Origin of the sequence: Brevundimonas sp. BH3 (assembly GCF_045345115.1) — a bacterium.
Lineage (GTDB): Bacteria > Pseudomonadota > Alphaproteobacteria > Caulobacterales > Caulobacteraceae > Brevundimonas.
The window spans coordinates 955114-977918 of sequence record NZ_CP150796.1; the positions used below are offsets into that span (position 1 = coordinate 955114).

Annotated in this window: 8 protein-coding genes; 7 read left to right on the forward strand and 1 reads right to left on the reverse strand. The window is 62.1% G+C overall.

From position 1 onward, the window contains the following. The first annotated feature begins 5 nt into the window (after nucleotides 1–5). Nucleotides 6–14510: a hypothetical protein gene (locus tag WEU32_RS04580; protein WP_406853039.1), complete on the forward strand. Its 14505-nt coding sequence runs from the start codon at nucleotides 6–8 to the stop codon at nucleotides 14508–14510. A 57-nt stretch (nucleotides 14511–14567) separates the two neighbouring features. On the opposite strand, the gene WEU32_RS04585 is transcribed toward WEU32_RS04580, so the two are convergent. Next, nucleotides 14568–15422 (reverse strand): LysR family transcriptional regulator, encoded by an 855-nt coding sequence (locus WEU32_RS04585; RefSeq protein ID WP_406853040.1) that lies wholly within the window; start codon nucleotides 15420–15422, stop codon nucleotides 14568–14570. Between the two features lie 107 nt (nucleotides 15423–15529). On the opposite strand from WEU32_RS04585, the gene WEU32_RS04590 reads away from it, so the two are divergent. The 6 genes from WEU32_RS04590 (at nucleotide 15530) to WEU32_RS04615 (ending at nucleotide 22784) form a co-directional block, all read left to right on the forward strand. Next, on the forward strand, nucleotides 15530–16693 hold the full coding sequence (locus WEU32_RS04590) for an isovaleryl-CoA dehydrogenase (RefSeq protein WP_406853041.1): 1164 nt from the start codon (nucleotides 15530–15532) through the stop codon (nucleotides 16691–16693). A 34-nt stretch (nucleotides 16694–16727) separates the two neighbouring features. Then, entirely contained in the window at nucleotides 16728–18305 is a 1578-nt protein-coding gene (locus WEU32_RS04595; RefSeq protein WP_406853399.1) for a carboxyl transferase domain-containing protein, read from the forward strand. A gap of 4 nt (nucleotides 18306–18309) precedes the next feature. After that, a complete protein-coding gene (locus WEU32_RS04600; protein ID WP_406853042.1) occupies nucleotides 18310–20163 on the forward strand; it encodes an acetyl/propionyl/methylcrotonyl-CoA carboxylase subunit alpha in 1854 nt (617 codons plus the stop codon). Nucleotides 20164–20367: 204 nt separating this feature from the next. After that, nucleotides 20368–20880 (forward strand): hypothetical protein, encoded by a 513-nt coding sequence (locus WEU32_RS04605; protein WP_312137591.1) that lies wholly within the window; start codon nucleotides 20368–20370, stop codon nucleotides 20878–20880. After that, nucleotides 20880–21608, forward strand: coding sequence for an ABC transporter ATP-binding protein (locus WEU32_RS04610; protein ID WP_406853043.1), 729 nt, complete (start codon nucleotides 20880–20882; stop codon nucleotides 21606–21608). The genes WEU32_RS04605 and WEU32_RS04610 overlap by 1 nt, the downstream gene beginning before the upstream one ends. Nucleotides 21609–21614: 6 nt before the next feature. Continuing rightward, on the forward strand, nucleotides 21615–22784 hold the full coding sequence (locus tag WEU32_RS04615) for an ABC transporter permease (protein WP_406853044.1): 1170 nt from the start codon (nucleotides 21615–21617) through the stop codon (nucleotides 22782–22784). Nucleotides 22785–22805 lie beyond the last annotated feature (21 nt).

Sequence of the window (22805 nt, forward strand, 5' to 3'; positions counted from 1 at the left end):
TGAAAATGAAAATGACTTCGCGCGAAATGCAACGGATTGCTGGCCTGATCGACCGTGTTGTCGGTGATCTGGATGTTCAGGCGACGGATGCTGCGCTGCGTCAGATCGTTCGCGCTGAAGCCACTGAGGTTCTGGGCGATATCATTGCCAGAGATACGCAGGGTTCACGCCGCCTAAGAGCCAGCCTGGAGCGCCTTGTCGCCTTGATGGACACTCAGGCCAAGGGCAACGGTAAGGTTACGCCCGAACGTCATCAGCTTTCGATCAAGACGCTATTGAAGGCATTTGCGGCCCTGACCGGAGGCGCATTGCTGGCTTTGCCGGGTGTGGCATTGGCTGCAAGCGTCGGTGATACAGTCGTCAATCCGACGACCGGTATAAGCATGCAGGTGACGGAGGTTGTAGCCAACGGCTTTGTCGCCAAGGACAGCAACGAGAACCAGTATTTCGTCTATACGCCGCCTGCTGTTGGCTCCGATGCTGTGGTCAGTGTCGAGTATGATGCCAATGGCAACCAGACTGAAGTGCGTAGCACTATCCTGCGTTATAACGTCGAGGGAGGCGGGACCACCACCAGTGTAACCTGGGTGAATGGTTTCCCGACAGATGGCAATGGCAAGGCTATTACAGGCGTTGTTTACGGTACGCCTGCGTCGGGCAGCGGCCAGACGGCGACGCCGGAGGTCATAGTCGGCACTGTTACTGTCTTCGAAAACCTGGGCGGTGGCGTTGATGAACATTCAACCGATGTCATCCCCGGTGCAGGCGATCAAAATCGTGAAGCGGTGATCGCCAAAGGCAAGAATGGTTCCAATGGTCGTACGGGGGCGATCTTTGTCCCGGCATCATCAGGTGGCGCAGGGCAAACCGGCGGGACGATCAACCAAACCATAAGCATTCCGGATAATGTTGTTTCGGCATCGGGTAATAATGCACCGGGCATTATTGTCGCCAGTATCGGCGGCAATGGCGGCAAGGGCGGCAGCTCCTATCTAAACCTAGCCGGAGGCGGCAAGGCGGGTGGACGCGGTGGTAGCGGCGGCAATGTTGACGTCACGATCAATGGAGCAGGGACGGTAGCGACGGCCGGAAATGGCTCGCACGGTGTGGTGGTGCAAAGCCGGGCCGGTGTCGGTGGTGATGGGGGACGTGGCTGGGCTTCGACAGGCGGTGGTGGTGCCGGTGGCAATGCGGCCAGCGGTGGTAATGTTATCGCGGATATCGACAAGGATATCACCACCCACGGCGATGGCTCACACGGTATTCTGGTTCAGTCGCTGGGCGGTGGTGCCGGTAACAGCGGCTCATCCTATGGCCTGTTCGGGGCTTCCAACAACGGCGGCTGGGGCGGCAATGGTGGCAATGTGGAAGCAACCAGCCGCGGGAACATCACGACCCATGGCGACGCTTCGCACGGTGTTCTGGCCCAGTCGATTGGTGGTACAGGTGGCGATGCCGGTGCTGCAGGCGGCATTGTCGCCTTTGGCGGCGGCGGCGGCTCTGGTGGTAACGGCGGTAATGTCGAACTGACTATTGCCAGCGGTACCATCCTGACCAAGGGAGATGGTTCGTTTGGTGCCATCGCCCAGTCGATTGGTGGCTCGGGTGGTAATGCGGGTCGTACCAGCGGGATTGCGGCACTAGGCTCAAGTGGTGCCGAGGGCGGCAATGCAGGCCGTGTTGAAATCACCACCGATGCCGGTAGCCGTATTATTACCGAAGGTGCAGGCTCTGTTGGTGTTGTTGCCCAGTCGATTGGCGGTGGCGGCGGCAATGCGGGCACGTCGGGCGGTCTGGTTGCCTTGGGCGGTTCTGGTTCCAAGGGCGGTTCTGCTTCTGGTGTAGACGCGACGATCAACGGTAGCGTCGCAACTGAAGGTGCGGGCGCTCATGGCGTTCTGGCGCAATCGATTGGCGGCGGCGGCGGCTCGGGCAAGGGCACGGGCGGTCTTGTGGCTCTGGGCGGTAATGGTGGCGGTGGCGGCAATGCCGGTTCAGTCGATGTGACTGTCGGGGCTGCAGGTTCTATCAAGACAGAAGGCGAGGCCGCGCGTGGTATCGTCGCCCAATCGATTGGCGGCGGCGGCGGTGATGCCGGTAACTCGGGCGGTCTTGTGGCGCTGGGCGGCTCCGGCTCGGGCGGCGGTAGCGGCTCGTGGGTTTCGGCGAGCAATGCCGGTTTGATTGATACACAAGGTCATGGTTCTGACGCCATCCTTGCCCAGTCGATTGGCGGCGGTGGCGGCGCAGGTGGCAGCACCGGCGGTTTTGTCGCTCTGGGCGGCTCCGGTGCTGCGGGCGGTAACGGGGCCTCGGTCACGGCAGGCAATTCTGGCCAGATCTTCACTGACGGCGACCTTTCGCGCGGTATTCTGGCCCAGTCGATCGGTGGTGGCGGCGGTGCAGCCGGTTCCGGTGGTGGCGTATTCTCCAAAGGTGGCTCTGGCGGCGCCGGTGGCAACGCCTCTGTCGGCGGCTCTAGTTCAGTCAAGAGCGATGGTGGTGCTGTAACCGCGACAAACAGCGGTCTCATCATGACCGGCGGCAATATGTCGAGCGCCATTCAGGCACAGTCGATTGGCGGTGGCGGCGGTGATGGTGCCAATGCCAATGGTGTCTTTATGGCGCTGGGCGGCAATGGTGGTGCGGGCGGTGCCGGTGGTACTGTCATCGTCAATAACTCTGGCGAGTTGCACACCCAAGGTGCAGATGCTCATGGCATCATGGCCCAGTCGATTGGCGGCGGCGGTGGTAACGGCGGCGCGACCACGGCGTCGGGTATCCTGACGGCAGTCGCTATTGGCGGCAAAGGTTCAGGGGGCGGCCATGGCGGTAATGTTACCATCAATCAGTCCTCCAACAGCGCCTCACCGGGCAAGATCAGCACCCAGGGTGATCGTTCGAACGGTGTGATGGCGCAGTCCATTGGCGGCGGCGGCGGCAATGGCGGCTTTGCGATTGCCAACTCGGTCGGTGTCGGCGCCAGTGTCAGCGTGGCCCTTGGTGGTGATGGCGCGGGCGGCGGCAATGGCGGCACGGTCAACTATACCGGCTATGCGGATATCAATACCGGTACTTACGACCCGACAACCGAAGACAGAGGTGGCCACAATTCTTCGGGTATCCTGCTGCAATCGATTGGCGGCGGCGGCGGTAATGGTGGCTTCACCATCGCCAATAGTGTCACGGGCTTGATCGGTGCAGCCGTATCAGTCGGCATCGGCGGTAATGGTGGTGCCGGCGGCACGGGTGGCAATATCACAGCCACTAATGCGGGCGGTGATATCATCACGCGCGGCGATTTCTCGTCGGGCCTGATTGCCCAGACGATTGGCGGCGGTGGCGGTAACGGCGGTTACAGCATCGGTGCCAGTGTGATGGGCGGTGCAGGTGCAGCTGTAACCGCAACCATCGGCGGCGAAGGTGCCAATGGTGGCCGTGGTGGCAAGATCAATGTCGATTACACCGGCGATATTACAACGCTGGGTCTGGGTTCGACCGGCGTCCTGCTGCAATCTATTTCCGGCGGCGGCGGCAATGGCGGCTTTAGTGTTGCGGCCAGTGTTGGCGGTATTGCAGCGCCTGCCATCAGCGTCGGTATCGGCGGTAATGGCGGCCAAGGTGAAGCGGGTAACGATGTCGTCGGCGATATTCGCGGCAATATCGAAACCTATGGCGACATCGCCAGCGGCTTTGTGGCCCAGTCGGTCGGCGGCGGTGGTGGTAACGGTGGTTACAGCGTAGCCGGTTCGGTTTCCGGCGGCATTGGCGGTATCGGTGTCTCGATCGGTATCGGTGGCAATGGCGGCGGCGGTGGCGCTGGTGGTTTGGTCGATGCCGGTGTTCACGGCACAATCTATACCGAAGGTGATCTCTCGACCGGCTTTGTGGCCCAGTCGGTTGGCGGCGGTGGCGGTAATGGCGGCTTTAACGTCAGTGGCGCAGTCGCTGGTGGCTTAGGCGCAGCTGCGGTTTCGGTAGGCCTTGGTGGCAATGGCGGCGCAGGTGGTCCCGGTGGTCGTGTCGATGCCTATGCAGGCGACACGATTGAAACCAAGGGCATCATGTCCGGTGGTTTTGTTGCCCAGTCGATTGGCGGCGGTGGCGGCAATGGCGGCTTTAATGTTTCCGGCAGCATCGCCGGTGGCCTTGGTGCGGGGGCGATAAATGTCGGCCTTGGCGGATCGGGCGACAATGGCGGCCATGGCGGTATCGTCAATGCCAGCGCCCATGACATCCTGACCCACGGCCTGGGTTCGACGGGCTTCCTTGCCCAGTCGGTCGGCGGTTCGGGCGGTGCAGGCGGCTTTAATGTCTCTGCGGGCATTGCAGGCGGTCTTGGCGCAGGCACGATCAATGTCGGCCTAGGCGGCAATGGTGCCGGTGGCGGCCATGGCGGTGCCGTGACCGCCGATATCGACGGTACAGTGCAGACGCTGGGCGATCTGGCCTCGGCCATTGTGGTCCAGTCTCTGGGCGGCGGTGGCGGCTCGGGCGGCTATAACGTCTCGGCGGGTATCGGTGGTGGTGTCGGCAGCGGCAGTGTCAATGTGAGCCTTGGCGGCAATGGTGCCGGTGGTGGCAATGGCGGTCTGGTCGACTTTACGCAGATCGGTAACGCCCTGACGGAAGGATTGGCCTCCAAGGCGGTTGTTCTGCAGTCGATTGGTGGCGGTGGCGGTGACGGCGGTTTCGCGGTCGCGGGCGGCATCGGTGGCGGTGTCGGCACCGGTACCGTAAGTGTGGCTTTGGGCGGTTCTGGCGCGGGTGGGGGTCACGGCGGCAACGTCTTCGGTCACCTGACCGGTGACGTCCAGACACAGGGCGCACTCTCGACGGGCATTCTGGCCCAGTCGGTTGGCGGCGGCGGCGGCTCTGGCGGCTTCTCGGTTGCGGGCGGTATTGCAGGCGGTGTCGGTGGTGGCAGCGTTAATGTCAGCCTTGGCGGCAATGGTGCCGGAGGCGGCAATGGCGGCCTTGTAGACTTTACGCAGATCGGTAATGCGCTGACCAAAGGGTTGGCATCCAAGGCGATTGTTATGCAATCGATCGGCGGCGGTGGCGGTGACGGCGGCTTTAGTGTCGCCGCCGGTATCGCGGGCGGTGTAGGGGCCGGAACGGTTGGCGTCGGCCTTGGCGGCAATGGTGCTGGCGGCGGTGATGGTGGCACCGTGATCGGCAATATTACCGGCGATATCCAGACCGAGGGCGATCTCTCGACGGGGGTTCTGGCCCAGTCGGTTGGCGGTGGCGGCGGCTCTGGCGGTTTCAACGTCACGGGTGGTATTGCGGGCGGTCTCGGATCGGGCACCATTAATGTGGGCCTTGGCGGCTCGGGTGCCGGTGGCGGTGATGGCGGAACTGTCACCTTCGACATGATCGGCAACACCCTGACGACCGGCGACATGGCCAGCGCCATTGTGCTGCAATCATTGGGCGGCGGCGGCGGTGACGGCGGCTTCAGCGTTGCCGGTGGTATCGGTGGTGGTCTTGGCACCGGCTCGATCAATGTCAGCCTTGGCGGCAATGCCGGTGTGGGTGGCGTCGGTGGCGATGTTACCGGTGACATTCTGGGTACGATTGCCACCACAGGCGAAATGTCTTCGGGTCTGGTGGCCCAATCCATCGGCGGCGGCGGCGGCTCGGGCGGCTTTAGTGTAGCTGGCGGTATTGCAGGTGCAGCCTATGGTGCAGGCGCGATCAATGTGGGCCTCGGCGGCTCGGGCGGCGGCGGCGGTAATGCCGGTGCGGTTGATCTGGACCTGACCTTTGCAAAGGTTATTGACGGCCTCGAGGTCGCCATCCTGACCGAAGGTGCGATGTCCAACGGCCTGCTGGCCCAGTCGATTGGCGGTGGCGGTGGTGCCGGTGGCTTTAGCGTCGTCGGCGGTATTGCGGCGGCCGGCTATGGCTCGGGCACGATCAATGTCGGTATTGGCGGCTCTGGCGGTGCAGGCGGTGATGCCGACACTGTGGACGTGGATGTGACGGGGGCTGTCATCACCAAGGGTGATGGCTCGACCGGTATCACGGCCCAGTCGGTTGGTGGCGGCGGTGGCGCGGGCGGCTTCAATGTCGTCGGCGGTGTCTCGGCCTCTGGCTATGGCTCGGGCAGCATCGGTGTGGCGCTGGGTGGTACAGGTGACCACGGCGGTGACGCTGGCAATGTGTTTATGAACCAGACGGGCGGAGCCAATGCCAATGGCATTTCGCTGGCGGTTCTGACCGAAGGCCGCGATGCGACGGGTATTCTGGCCCAGTCGATTGGCGGCGGCGGCGGCTCCGGCGGCTTTAACATCAACGGCAATGTGGGCGCGGCCGGTCAGGGCGCGGGCGCTGTGGGTGTCGGCCTTGGCGGCGGCGGCGGTGAAGGTGGCGCGGCCGGTACGGTCAGCGTGGACATCGCCGGTCTGGTCAAGACCATGGGCGATAATTCGCGCGGCGTCGTGGCCCAGTCCATCGGCGGCGGCGGCGGTGACGGCGGTATGAATATCGCCGGAAGCGTCGGTGCAGCAGGCAAGGGCGCAGGGGCCGTAACCGTCGGTATCGGTGGTTATGGTGCGGGTGGCGGTGACGCCAAGGCTGTAATCCTGAAGGCGCTGGGCGGCCTTGATGCCGAGGGCAATATGTTTGCGGCCCTGACCCAGGGCGATAATGCCACGGCCTTTACCGCCCAGTCGATTGGCGGCGGTGGCGGTACGGGGGGCATGAACATCTCCGGTTCCGTCAGCGGCGCAGGCAAGGGTGCCGGTTCGGTGACGGTCGGCCTTGGCGGCTCGGGCGGCACTGGCGGCCATGCAGGCACGGTTCAGGCCGATGTCAGCGGCTATATCGGCACCGAAGGCGACTATTCGGGCGGCGTGCTGGCCCAGTCGGTCGGTGGCGGCGGCGGCGCAGGCGGGATGAACATCTCGGCCGGTGTCAGCGCCTCGGGCGAAGGTTCGGGCAATGTGGTCGTGGGTATCGGCGGGGCCGGTGGTGACGGCGGCAATGCATCGGCAGTTTCGGGTGTTGTGCGTTCGGACATCTATACCGAAGGCAGCAACAGCTTCGGTCTGACCTATCAGTCGATTGGCGGCGGTGGCGGCTCTGGCGGGATGAATGTCTCGGCCGGTGTCTCGATTGCCAAGACCGGAACCGGCAATGCTGTGTTCGGTATGGGCGGCTTTGGCGGTGGCGGCGGCGTGGCCGGTACTGTGGACCTGGACCATACCGGTTCAATCTTCACGCGCGGCGAGTTCGCTTACGGCATTCTGGCCCAGTCGCTGGGCGGCGGCGGCGGCTCTGGTGGCATGAATATTTCAGGCGGCCTTGCAGCTTCAAAAGAAAATGCAGGCAGTCTGGTTGTCGGCATTGGCGGTTTTGGCGGTGATGGTGGCAATGCAGCCAAGGTCACGGCCATGCTGGATGGCAATGTCACGACCCTTGGAGACAATGCTTACGGCAGTCTGCTGCAGTCGCTGGGCGGCGGTGGCGGCTCGGGCGGAATGAACATCTCCGGTGCCGTCAGCGTCACGGCCAAGGAAGGCGTTGCCGGTAGCCTGGCCTTTGGTCTGGGCGGTTTCGGCGGTGCTGGCGGCAATGGTGCCGATGTTGTGGGCAATGTTACCGGCAACTATCTGACACAAGGCAATAATTCGTTCGGTGTCGGTGCCCAGTCGATTGGCGGCGGCGGCGGCTCGGGTGGCATGAACATCGCGGGTAGCGTTGCTGTCGGTAAAGGCAACAATGGCGCGGGGGCTATCGGGATCGGTGGCTTTGGCGGCGGTGGCGGCGATGCGGGTCATGTCGATTTGACGCGGATCGGCGACACCCAGACCGAAGGCGAAAACGCTGATGGTGTCCTGATCCAGTCGATTGGCGGCGGTGGTGGTGCCGGTGGTTTGAATGTCAGTGGCGCAGTGGCCTTGACGGTCGAACAGTCGGCTACGGCTATCGGTTTTGGCCTCGGCGGCTTTGGCGGCGGTGGCGGCGATGCGGGCAATGTCACGGGTAACGTGCAGGGCAATGTCTGGGCCAAGGGTTCCAGCGACATGGCCTATGTCGATGACATCGACGCCGATGGTAAAGCGATCCAGGTGCCTGGCTGGGCCAATGGCTCGAATGGTATTCTGGCGCAGTCCGTGGGCGGCGGCGGTGGCTCGGGCGGCCTGAATGTCACTGGCGTACTGTCACTGGCTAAGAAGGGCTCGGGCGCAGGGCGTGCCTTTGTAGGCGGTGTCGGCGGCTTTGGCGGCGATGGCGGTAATGGGGGCAAGGTCAACCTGAAGGTTGGTGTGGCCAGTGCAGCGGTGCAGATCCAGGCTATGGGCGACAATCGTTCGGCGGTGATCGCCCAGTCGATTGGCGGTGGTGGCGGTAACGGCGGCCTCAATGTATCGGGCGGTATCGTTACGGAAGGCTCGCTGACACTTGGTATCGGCGGCTTTGGTGGTGAAGGCGGTGACGCTGATACGGTAGACAGCACCGTCTTTGCGGACCTGTTTGCGACCGGAAATCTGTCACGCGGCCTGTTGCTACAGTCGATTGGTGGCGGCGGTGGTGCCGGTGCCATCAATGTGTCCGGCTCGATCCGTCCTGTATCGGACAAAAAGGAAGCGACCCTTGTCTTTGGTCTGGGTGGCTTTGGCGGCGGCGGCGGCCTCGGTCAGAATGTGACCGGCTATCATTCGGGTAATATTCTGGTCGAAGGCCGCGATGCGGTCGGTGCGCTGGTCCAGTCCATCTCGGGCGGGGGCGGTTCTGGCGGTCTGAATGTCTCGGCCTCTTTGTCCAATGCAGACAAGGATTCCTATTCCATCGCAGCCGGTATCGGCGGCAGCGGCGGGGCCAGTGACCATGCCGGTGATGTGAACTTTACCAGCCTTGGCAATATTTTCGCCGGTGGCGAACTGGTCACGGATAGTGAAGGGGCGGTCAATTTCGTCGCCCATGAAAATGCCAATGGGGGCGGCGGCATCATTGCCCAGTCGATTGGCGGCGGCGGTGGTGCCGGTGGCATCAATGCGACGGCGGCCATGTCCTATGACGGCTCGCCTATTGCGTTCGGTATGGGCGGTTCCGGCGGCAGCGGCGGTGATGGCGGTGCTGTAACCGTCAATCGCGGGCTGGATACGGCCAATGGCGGCGCAGCCACTCCGGGCGTTATCATGACGGGTGGCGACAATGCTGTTGGCCTGATGGCCCAGTCGATTGGCGGTGGCGGCGGTAATGCCGGTCATAACCTTGTTCTGGGTGTGAAGCTCAAGGGCGACAAGCAGCAAGGCGAAGGCTACGGCGTCTTGATGGCCGTGGGTGGCGCAGGGGCCGGTGCCGGCTCTGGAGATGCGGTGGACGTGCGCCATAACGGCACCATCGTAACCAACGGCAAGATGTCGGATGGTCTGGTGGCCCAGTCGATCGGCGGCGGAGGCGGTAATGCGGCGTTCAATATCGGTCTGGCCCTGTTCAAGGATGCCAAGATGGCCCTTAACGTGGCGATCGGTGGCGATACGGGCGCAGCCGGTTCGGGCAGCACAGTCAATGTTGAACATCGCGGTGACATCTTCACGCAAGGTGATCTGTCGCGCGGTATTCTGGCGCAATCGATCGGTGGTGGTGGCGGCAATGTCGGCACGGACATGGCTGTGGGTATTCTTGCCCACTCTTCTCTCAGCACCACATTGGGCCGTCAGGGTGGAACCGGTGGCGAAGGTGGCAAGGTTACGGTCGATGTCGATGGCCGCATTATCACCCAGGGTGATAACTCTGATGCTATTGTTGCCCAGTCGATTGGCGGCGGCGGCGGCACCTCGGGTGTGATCGCTGTCAGCGGCAGCACCAAGGAAAATGGTGATAGCCAGTCCAAGACCGGCAGCGTTTCGATTGGTATCGAGGGCGGTGTTGCCGCTGTCTCGGACGATGTCAGGGTGAATACGGATGGCATCATCTATACGGGTGGTGATGACGCGCGTGGCATTCTGGCCCAATCGATTGGCGGCGGCGGCGGTATTGGCGGCTCGGCCAGTGCCACCCTGTTCCTGTCGGGTTCGGGCGCATGGTTCTCGGTCGGGGCCAATGGTGGCGAAGGCGCTGAATCGGGCGATGTGTTCGTTGCGAACAAGGGCCTGATCGAAACCGCAGGCAGCGGCTCGGACGGTATTCTGGCGCAGGCCATTGGCGGCGGCGGCGGTCTGGGTGGCTCGACCCGCACCATCGGATTCCAGATCCGTGGTGGCAAGGGTGACGCCCAGAACACCATGACAATGTCCATTGGCGGCACCGGTGGCGAAGGTGCGCTTGGTGGTCAGGTCTTTGTCGATAACAGCGGCAAGATCCTGACGGCCGGTGAAAAAGCCTTTGGTATCCGCGCCCAGTCAATCGGCGGCGGCGGCGGTATCGGTGGTTCGTCTGTGGCGGCGACGCTTCAGGGCTGGGACGAAAACAATGCCCTTGAAGTCAATATTGGTGGCAGCGGCGGTGAAGGTGGTGCCGGTGATCTGGTTGATGTGACCAATACCGGCCTGATCTACACCAAGGGCGCAGGCGCGTCTGGCATCAGTGCCAACAGCATCGGCGGCGGCGGCGGTGATGGCGGCATGGTTATGTCGATGACCATCCTTGCGGCGGGCGGTGACAAGGAATCCAAGCGTTTGGTCACCAATATTGGTGGCTCGGGCGGCACAGGCGGCACCGGTGGCAATGTCATCGTGCGCAACCATGCCGTGGCCGGTGAAGAGTTCAGCGGCACCATCCTGACCGAAGGCGATGCAGCCCACGGTATTGTGGCCCAGTCCATCGGTGGTGGCGGCGGTAATGGCTCGTCCGTGCTGAGCGTACAAACCGGCGTGGTAACCAAGGACAGCATTATCGCTTCCTTGAATCTCGGCGGCATGGGCGGCAGCGGTAACAAGGCCGGTCGTGTCGATGTCGAGAATACCGGCGTGATCTACACCCAAGGCGCGGATGCCTATGGCATTCTGGCCCAGTCGGTCGGTGGCGGCGGCGGCAATGGCGGTCTGTCCATTGCAGCCAATGCTATCCTTAATCCCAAAGCCGGTTCGGCTATGGCCAGTGTAGGCGGCTTTGGTGGTTCGGGTGGTGACGGTGGACGTGTCTACGTCAATAACAGCGGCACTATCCTGACCGAAGGTGCCAATGCCCACGGCATTGTGGCCCAATCCATCGGCGGCGGTGGCGGTAACGCCAATTTCGGCTTTGGTCTGTCCACGACAGCATCGGGACTGATCTCTACGGCCCTGTCGAATACGGCGGCGTTTGCTCTGGGTAATCTAGGTGGCGGCTCGGGCGGTATTGGTGGCGAGGTGGTGGTTGACCACTCCGGCGACATTACCGTGCTGGGGAATGGTGCCGTGGCTATCAAGGCCGAGAGCATCAATGGCGGCGGCGGTTCGCTGGCGCTGGATCTGGCCGGTGTCATCGGCATGCCGGGCGTGCCCTATGTCAGCAAGATCGGCATCAAGCCTACAGAAGACCCGGTCATCGCTGTGCGTGTAGGCGCTATAAAAGCCACCAGCATGAATGCCGGTAAGGTGACGGTGAACACGACCGGTACCTTCCAGACAGCGGGCGAGCACGCGGTTGTCGACTTTGCCCAGTCGCTGTCCGGCGGTGGCGGTACCTTGTCGATGAATGTCGATCTGGCCTCCATCGAGAACGAGATCGGTGCTTTGGCGACCGGTTTCCATGTGGTGCTGGGTGGTATGGACGGTAACGACAACCGTGCAGCCGACATCGCCAATACCCATACGGGCGCACTGGCGGCATTCGGCGATCTTTCGACTGGGGTTCTGACTCAGGCTATCGGTGGCGGCGGCGGTCGCGGCGTGATGACTGTCACGGCCGCAGACGGCGCGGCCATGGATACGGTCCGCCTCGAACTGGGCGCAGCCAACAGCCAGAGCGAAACAGGCGGCGCGATCAACCGTAACCAAGACGGCGCAGTCGTCACGCGTGGCGATCTCAGCTTCGGTTCGGTGCTGCAATCGATTGGCGGCGGCGGCGGCTCGATGGTCGTGCAACTGCCTGCGATCAATACGGGTCTGGTGGCGACACTGGGCGCGCAGGGCGGCAGCGGTGCCGATGCCTCGGGCATCACCGGCACCTATAGCGGTGGCACCCAGACCTTTGGTGACAATGCGCTTGGCTTGCTGCTGCAATCCATCGGTGCAGGCGGTGGTGAAATCCGGCTGTCGGGTGTGAACGGTGCAGACCTGACGCTGGGCGGCACCCACGGGGTATCGGGTGATGGCGGTGCTATCGACCTGATCCACAATGGCGGCATTTTCACCAGCGGCAACATGGCCCACGGCCTGATGCTGCAATCCATTGGCGGCGGCGGCGGTGCCGTGTTCGGTGCGTCAGACGGCGCGCTGAACCTGTCGGGCGACAACAGCGGTAATGGCGGAGCCATCCGCTTCGTGCAGTCCGATGCAGTCGTGGTGACCGGCGACAACAGCTATGGCGTTGTGGCCCAGTCTCTGGGCGGCGGCGGCGGCTGGGTCGATGGTCGCTTTGCCGGATCGGCAGGCGGTGCAGGTACTGGGTCGTCCATCAATCTGGACTTTGCCGGTATCATCTATGCCGCCGGTCTGAACTCGGTTGGCGTGCTGGCCCAGAGCGAGGGTCTGGATGGTGCTGGCGATATCACGGTCAATCTGGCCGATGTCGTACGCGGTGGCTCGGGCACAGGTGTCGGCATACAGTTGCTGGGTGGCGCGGACAACCTTGTCACGACCAACACCTCGCTGTCGGCTGTCAGCGGCATGGCCATTCTGGGCGGGGCGGGCAATGACCGTATCGTCAACAACGGTCTGGTGTTCGGCAATATCGACCTGTCGGGCGGCGATAACCGCTTCCTGAACAGTGCAGGTGCGACCTTCCTGACCTTTGACCGCATCATCCTGCGCGACAGCCCGCTGTCGCGTATGGCAACGGGTGCGGTGTCGGGTCAGGCTGTGCCTGCAGCGGGTGGCGAGGCGACCTTCACCAATGACGGTCTGCTGCGTCTGGGTCTGGAAGGCACGGATTGGCCGCTGGATCTGGCGGCGGGGGAAACCTTCGGCGATCTGGACGGCTTGGTCGAGGCCAAGAACAACGTCTATTACGGTGCCCGTGTCATCTCGACCGTGGAACTGGACGGCCACTTCGTTCAGACCGCCAGCGGCAAGTCGCTGTTTGATGTGGCCTTCGGCCCTTATGGCTCGGATCGCCTCAACATCACCGGCAATGCATCTGTTTCCGGCGAGATCGGCGTGAACCTGCTGTGGCTGGAAAATGCCGGTCCGCTGACCCTGTTTGCGACGGGGGGTGAAGGCTCGGTTGGCGATTACAATATCGCCTCGACCCTGGCCCTGAACTATAGCCTCAAGGGCGATAGCGAAGGCGTTCACCTGATCGTGGACAGCGATTTCGGCCTTGACCAGATGCGACCGAACGAGCGCCGTCTGGGCGGCCATATGGACTCGGCCCTGCAAGAGGGCGGTGCCAATGGCATTGGTCGTCTGATGGCGGCGCTGGGCAATATGGTGTCCGGTCAGGAAGACCTCTACCAGTCGATCTTCAACGAGCTGAACCCCGAGGGCCATGTAGCGTCGATGCAGACGCAATACTTTGGTGCCACCGCCTTTGCGGACCAGATGTTCGGTTGCGGCCTGACCCGCGAGACGGCGCTGGATCGCTGCCTGTGGGGCGTAGGTTCGACCTCCGCCATCGATCAGGAAGCCACCGGCGAATACTTCGGTGCCACCAGCCGCGTGTTCAATGCCCGCGTCGGCATGGAGCAACGTCTGAACGCCGATTGGACCCTGTCTGTATCGGGTGGCTATAACAGCCTCGCGCGTCAGACGGTCGATCGTGGTCGCATGAATACCCAGGGCGACGGCTTCGATCTGGGCATCGGTGCGCACCGTTCGTGGGCACAGGGCACGGACCTGCGCCTGACGGCGACGGGTGGCTGGCAATGGCTGGAAAGCCAGCGCTATGGCTATGTGTTCGACACCATGCACGCCAAGTCCAAGGGCGAAAACGGCTATGCCCAACTGGGAGCAGAGCTGGGCCACACCATCCGTTCGGGCCACTTCTACATGCGACCGGCGGTTCAGGTTCTGGGCACGGCGCTGCGTAGCGGTGCGTTCGAGGAAAATGGCTGGCAGGGGCTGGGCGCGCGCGTCCTGTCCGACACCCAGTATATCGGCTCGATCGAACCCAAGGTGACGACCGGCGTGAACTTCGATCCGGCAGAAGGCGTGAACGCTTCGTTCGCCCTGACAGCGGGCCGCGTTCACCGCTCGGAAGACGGCATCTATCTGCCGATCCAGTTCATCGGTTCGGCAGAAAGCTCTGATCCGGCCATGATCACCACGCCGCTGGACAGCGCCGCATGGAACCTCGGTTTCGACGCCCGCGTCCAGACCGATAGCGGTGTCACCTTCGAGGCGGGCTATGAAGGCCAACTGGGCAAGGTCACCGATATCCACTCGGCCAAGGTCAGCGTCCGCTGGACCTTCTGATCCGGTAGAGAACGACAAAGAAGGGGCGGGGACTTTAAAAGTCTCCGCCCTTTTTCTTTAGATAAACGCCGGTGCGAGCAGGGCGTGGATATCGGCCACGCTGTCGGCCTGTTCGGGCGATGCACCGATCAGACCCAGAGTGCGCTGGAAATCATATCCGGCAATGCTGACCGCTTGGGTGCCTTCGATCTGTAGCGATAAGGGCGCGGTGGTAATCCCCAGCCCTGCCGCCACCATACGTATACACAGGTCGTCATTGTCGCTGCGCAGGGCAAAACGCGGGCGCACGCCGTTGCGGGTGAAGAAGCGGCTGGTGTCCTGAAGCCGCTCGCACGAACGGCGGGCAATCATCACATCGGCAGCAAAGGCATCGGGTGGCACATCGGTCTGCCCGGCCAGCGCATGTCCGGCGGGCACCAGCATCACATAAGGCTCACTGAGCAAGGGCAGAGCGCCCGCCTCGATGTCTTCAGGGCGCAACAGGGTCAGGGCCACATCAATGCGCCCCGAGGCCAGCATGGTGCGCAGTTCGTGGTTCGGGCCTTCGACCAGTTCCGGCTCATAGTCGGGGCAAAGCGCCTGCATGACCTTTTGCGCCATGGCACCGGCAACCGATTGCAACAGGCCCAACCGGATTTGCGGCCAGTGGTTTTCGGTGCTGTCGCTCAAGGATTCTGCGGCGCGAAACCCCTGTTCCAGTTGGCGCGCGATAGGCAATAGCCGCGCACCGGCCTCGGTGATGCGTACATGCTTGCGGTCACGGATGAACAGTTTGGCCCCGACCTCTTTTTCCAGCTCGGCAATCCCGACCGACAGGGTTGGCTGGGTGATCCGCACTCTCGCGGCGGCCTGCGTAAAGCTGCCACTATCGACGACAGCGAGGAATTGGCGGATGTGAGCGCGTTTCAACATAGAAAAAATCTATCTGAAACTTCACGAAGTTTCCATTTATCCGAAGCGATCCACCGCGTTAGCATCCGTCCCTAGGAAACGCTCAACGAGAACAAGGACACAGTCCCATGCGCGCCACGCCCGATTTTGATTTCGGCCTGACCGAAAGTGCCATGATGATCCGTGAAACCACGGCCCGCTTTGCCGACGAGGTGATTGCACCTCTGGCGGCCAAGGTGGATGCCGAGGACTGGTTCCCGCGTGATCTGTGGCCGACCATGGGCGAACTGGGTCTGCACGGTGTGACCGTGGCCGAGGAGTGGGGCGGTCTGGGTCTGGGCTATCTGGACCATGTGATCGCGGTGGAAGAAGTCTCGCGCGCCTCGGCGTCTGTGGGCCTGTCCTACGGCGCGCATTCCAACCTGTGCGTGAACCAGATTCACCGTTGGGGTACGCAGGAACAAAAAGACAAATACCTGCCCAAGCTGGTGTCGGGTGAACACGTCGGCTCGCTGGCCATGTCGGAAGTCAATGCCGGTTCGGACGTCGTCAGCATGAAGCTGCGCGCCGACAAGGTGGACGGCGGCTATCGCCTGAACGGCACCAAGTTCTGGATCACCAACTCGGCCTATGCCGACACGCTGGTGGTCTATGCCAAGACCGATATGGAAGCGGGCAGCCGTGGCATCACCGCCTTCTTGATCGAGAAGGACTTTGCCGGTTTCTCGATCGGCCAGAAGATCGACAAGATGGGCATGCGCGGCTCGCCGACGGCAGAGCTGGTGTTCGAGGACTGCTTCGTGCCGGAAGAGAACATCATGGGCCCGCTGAACGGCGGCGTCGGTGTTCTGATGTCGGGTCTGGACTATGAGCGCGTGGTGCTGTCGGGCATCCAGTTGGGCATCATGCAGGCCTGCTTGGATACGGTGATCCCGTATGTCCGCGAGCGCCAGCAGTTCGGAAAGGCGCTGGGCGCCTTCCAGCTGATGCAGGCCAAGGTGGCCGATATGTACGTCGCGCTGCAGTCGGCGCGTGCCTATTCCTACGCCGTGGCGCGTGCCTGCGATGCGGGCCAGACCACCCGTTATGACGCGGCGGGCTGTGTGCTGCTGGCCTCGGAAAACGCCTTCCGTACGGCCGCCGAAGCTGTTCAGGCGCTGGGCGGTGCCGGCTACACCAAGGACTGGCCGGTCGAGCGTTACCTGCGTGATGCCAAGTTGATGGATATCGGCGCGGGCACCAATGAAATCCGTCGCATGCTGATCGGCCGCGAGCTGATCGGCGCACGCTGAGGATAGGTTGATGACGGCTCCTGTTCTGACCTCCATGGTCAATGTCGATAGTGCCGAGGCCAAGGCGCGGGCGGCGTTCAACCGCCAGCTTGCCGAGGAACTTCGCGCCAAGGTCGCCAAGGCGGCGCTGGGCGGTGACGAGAAGTCCCGCGAGCGCCATGTGGCCCGCGAAAAACTGCTGCCACGCGAGCGGGTCGAGCGCCTGCTGGACCCCGGCTCGTCGTTCCTCGAGATCGGCCAACTGGTCGCCAACGGCCTCTATAATGACGAGGTGCCGGGAGCGGGTATGATCTGCGGTATCGGTCGTGTGTCGGGCCGTCAGGTCATGATCGTGTGCAACGATGCCACCGTCAAAGGTGGCACCTACTTCCCGATGACGGTGAAGAAGCACCTTCGCGCCCAAGAGATCGCTCTCGAGAACCATCTGCCGTGCGTCTATCTGGTCGATAGCGGTGGGGCGAACCTGCCCAATCAGGCCGAGGTCTTCCCCGACCGCGACCACTTTGGCCGCATCTTCTTCAATCAGGCCCAGATGTCCGCCAAGGGCATCGCCCAAATCGCTTGTGTGATGGGCAGCTGTACCGCAGGCGGTGCCTATGTTCCGGCTATGTCGGACGAGACGGTTATCGTGCGCGGCAAGGGCACCATCTTCCTTGCCGGTCCGCCGCTGGTTCAGGCCGCAACGGGCGAGGTCATCAGCGCCGAGGACCTAGGCGGGGCCGAGGTCCATGGTCGCAAGTCTGGCGTCGTCGACCACGTCGCCGACAATGACGAACACGCCCTGACCATCGTGCGCGACATCGTCGCTACCCTGCCGCCGCCGGTGTTCGCCAATGTGAATTTGCGCGAGCCGGTCGAGCCGAAATATGCCGCCGAAGACCTCTATGCCGTCGTGCCGGAAGACGTCCGTGCACCCTATGATGTGCATGAAGTAATCGCCCGTTTGGTGGATGCTTCGGAGTTCCACGAGTTCAAATCGCTTTACGGCACCACTCTGGTGTGCGGCTTTGCCCACATCCACGGCATGCCGGTGGCCATTCTGGCCAACAACGGCGTGCTTTTCAGTGAAAGCGCCCAGAAGGGTGCGCACTTTATTGAGCTGGCCTGCCAGCGCAAAATCCCGCTGCTGTTCCTGCAGAACATCTCCGGCTTTATGGTCGGCGGTAAGTATGAGTCTGAGGGCATCGCCAAGCATGGCGCCAAGCTGGTGACAGCTGTGGCCACCGCCAATGTGCCCAAGATCACCGTCCTGATCGGTGGCAGCTTCGGGGCTGGTAACTACGGCATGTGTGGCCGGGCCTACTCTCCGCGCTTCCTGTTCACCTGGCCCAATAGCCGCATCAGCGTGATGGGCGGCGAACAGGCGGCCAGCGTTCTGGCGACTGTGCACCGCGACGCGGCCAAATGGACGCCGGAAGAGGCCGAAGCCTTCAAAGCTCCGGTGCGCCAGAAATACGAGGACGAGGGTAACCCCTATTACGCCACCGCCCGCTTGTGGGACGACGGGGTGATTGACCCTGTGCAGACCCGCGACGTGCTGGGTCTGGCTCTGGAGGCCGCGCTACAGGCCCCCATTGCCGATCGTCCTTCCTTTGGTGTGTTCCGGATGTAAGCCGATGATGAAATCTGTTCTGATCGCCAACCGTGGCGAAATCGCCTGCCGCGTCATCCGCACCGCCCGCCGCATGGGTATCCGCACCGTGGCCGTCTATTCGGACGCCGATGCCGAGGCCTTGCACGTTCGTATGGCTGACGAGGCTGTGCATATCGGCCCTGCGCCGACGCGTGAATCCTATCTGGTCGGTGACAAGATCATCGCCGCCGCCAAACAGACGGGCGCCGAGGCTATCCACCCCGGCTATGGCTTTCTGTCCGAGAATGCCGAGTTCGCTCAGGCTGTTATGGATGCGGGCCTGATCTGGGTCGGCCCGCTTCCCAAATCCATCACGGCCATGGGTCTGAAGGACGCCGCCAAGAAGCTGATGGCCGAGGCCGGTGTGCCCGTCACGCCGGGCTATATGGGTGACAACCAAGAGCCGGATCACCTGAAAGCCGAGGCCGACAAGATCGGCTTTCCCGTCCTCATCAAGGCTGTAGCCGGTGGTGGCGGCAAGGGGATGCGTCTGGTCGAACAGGCGGCGAATTTCCTTGACGCTTTGGCCTCGTGCAAGCGCGAGGCGGCGGCTTCGTTCGGCAATGACCATGTGCTGATCGAGAAATACATCCTGTCGCCGCGCCACATCGAGGTACAGGTATTTGGCGACAGCCACGGCAATGTCGTCCACCTGTTCGAGCGCGACTGCTCGCTGCAACGCCGCCACCAGAAGGTGGTCGAGGAGGCTCCGGTCCCCGGCATGGACGAGGCCACGCGCTCCGAGCTTTGCGCCGCTGCTGTTCGCGCCGCCAAGGCCGTGGACTATCGCGGCGCTGGCACCATCGAGTTCATCGCCGATGGCTCGGAAGACCTGCGCGCCGACCGCATCTGGTTCATGGAAATGAACACCCGCCTGCAGGTCGAACACCCTGTGACCGAAGAGATCACGGGCGTTGATTTGGTCGAATGGCAACTGCGCGTCGCGTCTGGCGAGGCGCTGCCGAAACGCCAAGACGAGCTGTCGATCAATGGCTGGGCTATGGAGGTTCGCCTCTATGCCGAGGACCCGACCAAGGGCTTCCTGCCGTCGATTGGTCGCCTCGATGTGTTCGACTATCCCGACCATCTGGTGCGCGTCGATACTGGCGTGGAAGAGGGCGCGGAAATCAGCCCGCACTATGACCCGATGATCGCCAAGCTGATCGTTCACGGTGACACGCGCGAAGAGGCGATTGCCGACCTGCGCTTTGCGCTTGATGAAGGCGAGTGTGGTCCGCTGATCACCAATGCGGGCTTCCTCTATCGCGTGTTGGGCGATGAACAGTTTGCCGCCGGTACGGTCGATACCGGCCTGATCGGTCGCAAGCTGGAAGCGCTGACCACGCGTCCCGAGCCGTCGGTCGAGGGTCTGCAACTGGCCGCCGCCGAACTGATCGGTGGCGGGCAAGGGCCTTGGGCTTCCACTTCGGGTATTCGCCTGAATGCACCGTCCAAACGCCAGATGCGTCTGGCCGATCAGTTCGGTCGCGATTTCAACGTTGAACTGGGCGAACCTTCCGATGGTCCGGCACTACGTCAGATCGTTCTTAACGAAGGCGGCGAGCGTCTGATCTTGAAGCCGTGGCGCGCGATTGGTGGTGCAGACGGTGGTGTCAGCTCCGGCTCCATCCTCGCCCCCATGCCGGGCCGTGTGATTGCCGTCGAGGTGGCTGCTGGTGACAATGTTACCAAGGGGCAGAAGTTGTTGACCCTTGAAGCCATGAAGATGGAACACACCCTGACCGCACCCTTCGACGGTGTGGTTCAGGAGCTGAACTGCGCTGCCGGTGATCAGGTTCAGGTCGAAGCCCTGCTGGTGAGAATCGACGCCGAATAGGTTTATTCAACTGCCAAACCTTAAGGGGCTCCGCTTATGCGGGGCCCTTATTTTTTGGCGATATTTACAACCCTAGAGAGAATATCATTCCGGGCTAAAATTCTATCATACTAAAATTAATAGATATTATGTCTGTTGACTCAACTGTAGATTGTGGAATGCTAAGTTTGACCTCAATCGGAGGTTGTAGGGAAGGATAACAAAATGAAACGCATCATCGCTTCGCTTGCCGCTATCGCCATGATGGCGGGTGCCGCTCCGGCCTTTGCTGGAACTATTGTCACCCCGAACCCAAGCACCTTCACCCTTACGGGTGCTGTAACGGTTTCGCAGAGCGTGACCCTGAACTGCCTGCTGACCCTGAATGTGGCGGTGGATGCAGCCGGTAATGCCAACATCACCGGTGGTTCACTGGCACCAAATTCCAGCGCCCTGTGCTCTTCGGTTATCCTTGCCAACTTCAACTGGCCGATTTCGGCTACGGCCCCGACTTCGCCGTCGGGCGCGGCTGCCACCCAATTGTCGATTGCCAACTTCCGCGCCAATACCCTGACCGGTAACTGTGCGGGTACGTTGGTCGTGGCCTGGGATAACACCAACAAAGAAGCCACCGTCAACAGCACTGTTCCGGGCACCAGCCTGGGCGCTCCCAAGGCTTGCGTGATTGCGGGCAAGCTGAAGTCCAGCAACCCGTCTGTCTCGATCAACATCACCTGATGGTAACGACCGCCGGTGGCCTGCCAGCGCCGGTGGTCAAAGGGTTTGTCATGGTGCGTTTAGAGAACATCATCCATGGCTATGGCCCGGCCCGGTCCAGAACACAGGTTCTGGACCGGGTTAGTTTTCTTATGCCTGCAGGACAGATGTGGGCTCTGACCGGTGCTTCTGGATCAGGCAAATCCACTCTGTTGAATCTGGTGGGGCTGCTGGATCGGCCATCCGACGGGCATATCGAACTGGCCGGACAATGCGTCACGGGGCTGAATGCCTATGAAACAGCGCGTATCCGTAACCAATTGATCGGCTTTGTATTCCAGTCATTCCATCTGCTGCCGCGTTTATCGGCGTGGGAAAATGTGGCCCTGCCTCTGGTGCATCGCGGTATGGGAAAGACCGCACGCCGTGATGCGGCTATGGCTCAGCTGGAAAAAGTGGGATTGGCCGAACGACTGTATCACAAGCCCGATGAACTTTCCGGCGGGCAGCGTCAGCGGGTGGCCATAGCGCGCGCATTGGTATCCTCACCGCGCCTTATTCTTGCGGACGAGCCAACAGGCAATCTGGACAGTGAAAGCGGAGCGATGGTCATGCAACTGCTGCGTCGCATCAATCGCGAAACGGGTGTGTCCATACTGATGGTCACCCATGATGAAAAACTGGCCAGAACTTGCGATCGCACAGTGGTGATGCAGGACGGACGCATCGTTCAAACTGGGGCGGGATAGGGCATCATGGGGGGCTTTAGGCAAAGCGTGTGGCTGCAAATGGCGGGAGAGGCCATTTCCGGGCTTCGGTCACAAGGTCGCCGTTCTGTGCTGGCCCTGTTGGGTGTCATGATTGGCTCGGCCTCGATCGTGGCGCTGATGAGCTTTGCCCATATCGCCAAAACCGAGGTTCTGGCCCGTTTTGAGCAGATCGGGGTCAATACGGTCCAGATTATTGCCGATGAAACGGGACAGAAGTGGCTGGACCCTGTCCGGTTACAAGCCGTGCTGGCACAAGATACACAAGTGCTGACGGCCGGACCGATGGCTGTCAGTCGCAACCAAATCTATATCGGTCGCTTGAGCGAGCAGGCGTCGGTAGTGGCGGCATCGCAGAATGCCCTCGAGATTTTATCGCTCTATCCGGAGAGCGGACGTGCCCTGTCCAAGATTGACGGATGTAACAGCGTGGCGGTTCTGGGGGCTCGGCTGGCAAAAGAGAGCGGTGCCCGATTGGGCGATATTGCCTATGTCGAAAGCTATGGCTTGCGTGTTGTGGGCCTGCTTCCGTCCTATGAACCACAGGCCTTGAACCCTGTTTCGCCGGACGAGACGGTTTTTATTGGTCCGGAATGTTCTGGCCGGATCATGCCGCGCACCGGCTTTAGTCATGTACTGATCCGCATACAGCCGGACAGCGATCCTGCGTACTGGGCCACGGCCATCCAGCAGAGGCTCGGCTCTGAGGGGCACGCTGTCAGCGTCCGCACTCCTAAGGAAATGATTGCGGCGATGAACAGCCAGATGAATCTGATGTCTGCCGTTTTGGTCGCCATCGGGTCGGTTTCTTTGCTGGTGGGCGGGGTGGGGGTGATGAATGTCATGCTGATGTCGGTGATGGAGCGCCGTAGAGAGATCGGCTTGCGGGCAGCCATCGGAGCCACACCAACGGAAATCGTTTTCATATTCATGGTCGAGGCGGTGGCCTTGTCGCTGGGCGGCGGATTTCTAGGCGCACTCGCCGGTGTCGCGCTCACGGGTCTAGGCTGTGCATTCCTGCCGATCAGGTTTGCGTTCGATCCGATGGTTTTGGTGTGGGGGACAGGCATTGCGGGAGGAGTGGGCTTGGTGTTCGGCATCCATCCGGCGGTTTCGGCTTCACGGATTTTACCGGTGGAGGCTTTGCGTGCGGACTAGGCGTAAAATCGCAGCGGTCGC